The organism is Vibrio sp. 10N.222.46.A1, assembly GCF_041473595.1.
In the GTDB taxonomy this organism is placed as follows: Bacteria; Pseudomonadota; Gammaproteobacteria; order Enterobacterales; family Vibrionaceae; genus Vibrio; species Vibrio tasmaniensis_A.
This window is the reverse complement of sequence record NZ_JBFRSN010000667.1, coordinates 1-3,612: the sequence shown is the minus strand read 5'-3', so window position 1 is coordinate 3,612 and position 3,612 is coordinate 1. Positions and strand designations below refer to the sequence as shown.

The following is a 3,612-nucleotide window of genomic DNA, read 5'->3' as shown; positions in this document are numbered from 1 at the left end:
CAGCGGCTTTTTTGCATCTTCAGTCTAATGTTCGATTTATTACCTTAGCTGACAAAAGGATGCATGTAACAATTCAGTAACATCTCTTGCTCTGCTGTAAATCAAACCACCATATTTCAATCCCTTGATAGCACTCACTTTCTTGTCTTGACAGTTTGTGTGTAACAAATATTTTACAAACTGACAGGATTTCATCGAAATTGCCCATTTTCCTCCACCCATTCCATTATCTCGGCTTGTGGGCCAAATTTAATTAAGGACAAAAAATACACAACACAACACAAAACCGATAGGTACAAGGAGAAAGTTCATGGTGGATACATACAACCCGCTTGGCACGGATGGATTCGAGTTTGTTGAATACACGGCCGTTGACCACAAGGGAATTGAGCAACTTAAAGCGCTGTTTGTGTCACTTGGTTTTGCTGAGATCGCCAAGCACCGCTCAAAAGAGGCTTGGCTGTATCGACAAGGTGACATCAACTTTATCGTCAATGAACAGCCTCACAGCCAAGCGGAAGCGTTCGCTAAAGTGCATGGGCCATCGGTCTGTGGCATGGCTTTTCGTGTCAACGAAGCAACCGCTGCAATGGAGCAAGCGTTTAAGGGCGGCGGTGAAGAGTACAAAACGGAAATAGGGCCGATGGAACTGAGCATTCCTGCCATTTACGGCATCGGTGAAAGCCTGCTCTATTTTGTGGATCGTTATGGTAAGCAGAGTATCTATGATGTTGACTTCCGATTTTATGATGATGCAGAACAGCGCATGGCAGAAGCTAATGTTGGCTTGTATGAAATCGACCACCTCACGCACAACGTTAAGCAAGGCAATATGGATGTGTGGTCTGGGTTCTATGAGCGTCTTGGTAACTTCCGTGAGATTCGTTACTTCGACATTGAAGGCAAGCTGACAGGCCTTGTGAGCCGCGCCATGACCTCACCGTGTGGCAAAATCCGTATCCCTATCAATGAGTCTTCGGACGACAAATCACAAATCGAAGAGTTTATTCGCGAATACAACGGCGAAGGTATCCAACACATCGCACTCGCCACCGATGACATCTACAAAACGGTGAAGACTCTGCGTGATCGCGGCATGGACTTTATGCCAACCCCAGATACCTACTATGAGAAAGTTGACGATCGTGTGAAAGGCCACGGGGAAGACACTGATCTGTTGCGTGACTTACGCGTTCTGATTGATGGCGCGCCGACCAAAGACGGCATCTTGCTGCAAATTTTCACACAGACGGTAATTGGGCCTGTGTTCTTTGAAATCATTCAGCGTAAAGGCAATGAAGGCTTTGGCGAAGGTAACTTCAAGGCGCTGTTTGAATCGATTGAAGAGGACCAGATTCGTCGAGGAGTATTAGACGATGCATAAATGGATCTCGTTTCCTCACCGGGAAGGGGTGTGCTCTAAACAAGCGCACGCCGACTTCCCTGAAGAGGCAATTTATGAGCGAGAGGCGGGCCGAAGTGGATTCTTCGGCCCTGCCGCTCATTTTCATCACCAACATGCCCCAACAGGTTGGTCGGAGTGGGAGGGTGATTTGCGCCCTCGCGCTTTTGATTTTACGCTGGTGGAGAAAGCTAGCCAGATAACCCCTTGGGCGGTGCCTCATCTTTTGCATAACGCAGACTGCAAAATCCGCGTATGGCGCATGGATGAGAAGATGGATTTCTTGGTGCGTAACTCCGATGGCGATGAGCTGCTGTTCATTCATCAAGGCAGCGCCGATCTCTATTGTGACTATGGTCATCTAGTGGTGAGTGAAGGGGATTACGTGATGATCCCGCGCTCGACCAACTGGCGTTTAGAGCCAAGCGAGCCGATGTTTATCTTGATGATTGAGAACACAGACGCGGCTTACTCCTTGCCAGAGAAAGGCATGGTCGGTAATCACGCGGTGTTTGATCCTGCGGTGCTCGACATTCCTTCAATCAATGATCAATTTCGCGCTCAGTATTCTGAAAACCAGACTCAGGTTCAGGTGAAGCGCCACGACAAAGTCAGCGTGATCACCTATCCGTTCAATCCATTGGATGCAATTGGCTGGCATGGCGACTTAGCGGTGGTGAAAGTGAATTGGCGCGATATCAGACCGCTGATGTCACATCGCTACCACTTGCCACCATCTGCGCATACGACGTTTGTTGGCGCAGGCTTTGTAGTGTGCACCTTTGTACCACGCCCGATTGAGAGCGATCCAGGTGCATTGAAAGTGCCGTTCTACCACAACAATGACGACTACGACGAAGTACTCTTCTATCACGCTGGTGACTTTTTTAGCCGTGACAATATTGAAGCGGGCATGGTGACTTTCCATCCAGCAGGCTTCACGCATGGACCTCACCCTAAAGCCTTTAAGGCAGGTCAGGCGCATAAGAAGAAGTTTACCGACGAAGTGGCGGTGATGATTGATACTCGCCATGCACTGCAGTTCTCTGACGAACTCGATAGCGTTGAGAACAAAGAATATGTCTACAGTTGGCAAGAGAAGTAAGGGGCAACAAGGATGAAATTAGCAAGCAAGAAAAATGGCACTCGCGATGGTCTATTGATGGTCGTGAGCAAAGATCTCAAACAATGTGTGGCTGCCACTGAAATCTTCCATGCGATGCACCTTGCACCCACCATGCAGGTAGCATTGGATAACTGGGACAGCGTTGTTTCTCAGTTAGAAGAGTTATACACCTCGTTAAACAACGGGCATGTGACAGGCAGTGAAGTGTTTGCACCTCAGTATTGTGAATCGCCTCTGCCACGTGCTTATCAATGGGCTGATGGCAGCGCGTATGTAAACCACGTTGAATTGGTGCGTAAAGCACGTGGTGCTGAAATGCCAGAAAGCTTCTGGGTCGATCCATTAATGTATCAAGGCGGTTCAGATGCCTTTATCGGCCCTCGTGACAACATCGAGTTTGCCAGCGACGAGTGGGGCATCGATTTCGAAGGTGAGGTTGCGATTGTCACCGGTGACGTGCCAATGGGTGCCAGTGCTAAACAGGCGCACGAGTCGATTCGATTACTGATGTTGGTGAACGATGTGTCGCTGCGCGGTTTGATTCCGGCTGAGCTCGCGAAAGGCTTTGGTTTCTTCCAGTCTAAGCCTTCTTCGGCGTTCTCCCCGGTTGCGGTAACACCTGATGAGCTTGGCGAGCAATGGAAAGGCAGCAAGGTACATCTATCGTTGATATCGACCTACAACGACCAACCTTTTGGTTGTCCGAATGCGGGCGTCGATATGACTTTCAACTTTGCTGAACTAGTAGTCCATGCTGCGAAAACTCGCCCACTATCGGCCGGTGCAATCATTGGCTCGGGCACGGTTTCCAATAAACAAGGTACTGACCACGGCACCTCAATTGCTGAGGGCGGTGTAGGCTATTCATGCATTGCTGAAGTACGCATGATAGAGACGATTCGAGATGGCAAACCGTCGACTCAATTCATGTCGTTTGGTGACTCGATCAAGCTTGAGATGTTCGATGTAGCGGGTGACTCCATTTTTGGCGCGATTGACCAGAAAGTCAGTCAATATCGAGCGCTATAGTCCACGTAATAGGATTTCTGTATGAGCGAGAGCATCGTGAACAAGAACATTATAC

General features: G+C 48.9%; 4 protein-coding genes. 3 read left to right on the top strand and 1 reads right to left on the bottom strand.

Features of this window, described 5'->3' with window-relative positions; all coding sequences use genetic code 11:
• Positions 1 to 39: 39 nt before the first annotated feature.
• On the bottom strand, positions 40 to 222 hold the full coding sequence (locus tag AB4496_RS18040; RefSeq protein WP_083784015.1) for a hypothetical protein: 183 nt from the start codon (positions 220 to 222) through the stop codon (positions 40 to 42).
• Between the two features lie 88 nt (positions 223 to 310).
• Between AB4496_RS18040 and hppD the strand changes: the two genes are divergently transcribed.
• From hppD to AB4496_RS18025, 3 genes are read left to right on the top strand one after another with little or no spacing between them, the layout of a single operon-like run.
• Positions 311 to 1,384 carry a 4-hydroxyphenylpyruvate dioxygenase gene (gene hppD, locus AB4496_RS18035; protein WP_017100488.1) on the top strand — a complete coding sequence of 358 codons (1,074 nt, stop codon included), beginning with the start codon at positions 311 to 313 and terminating at the stop codon, positions 1,382 to 1,384.
• Positions 1,377 to 2,507: a homogentisate 1,2-dioxygenase gene (locus AB4496_RS18030; RefSeq protein ID WP_009846027.1), complete on the top strand. Its 1,131-nt coding sequence runs from the start codon at positions 1,377 to 1,379 to the stop codon at positions 2,505 to 2,507. Before hppD ends, AB4496_RS18030 begins: the two co-directional genes overlap by 8 nt.
• Positions 2,508 to 2,519: 12 nt before the next feature.
• Positions 2,520 to 3,557, top strand: a complete 1,038-nt coding sequence (locus AB4496_RS18025) for a fumarylacetoacetate hydrolase family protein (RefSeq protein WP_009846028.1) — start codon at positions 2,520 to 2,522, stop codon at positions 3,555 to 3,557.
• Positions 3,558 to 3,612: the final 55 nt, after the last annotated feature.

Excerpts from the sequence above, each read along its gene's own strand:
- AB4496_RS18030 (WP_009846027.1), top strand. The coding sequence starts at position 1,377 with ATGCATAAATGGATCTCGTTTCCTCACCGGGAAGGGGTGTGCTCTAAA.
- AB4496_RS18040 (WP_083784015.1), bottom strand. The coding sequence starts at position 222 with ATGGGTGGAGGAAAATGGGCAATTTCGATGAAATCCTGTCAGTTTGTA.
- AB4496_RS18025 (WP_009846028.1), top strand. The coding sequence starts at position 2,520 with ATGAAATTAGCAAGCAAGAAAAATGGCACTCGCGATGGTCTATTGATG.
- hppD (WP_017100488.1), top strand. The coding sequence starts at position 311 with ATGGTGGATACATACAACCCGCTTGGCACGGATGGATTCGAGTTTGTT.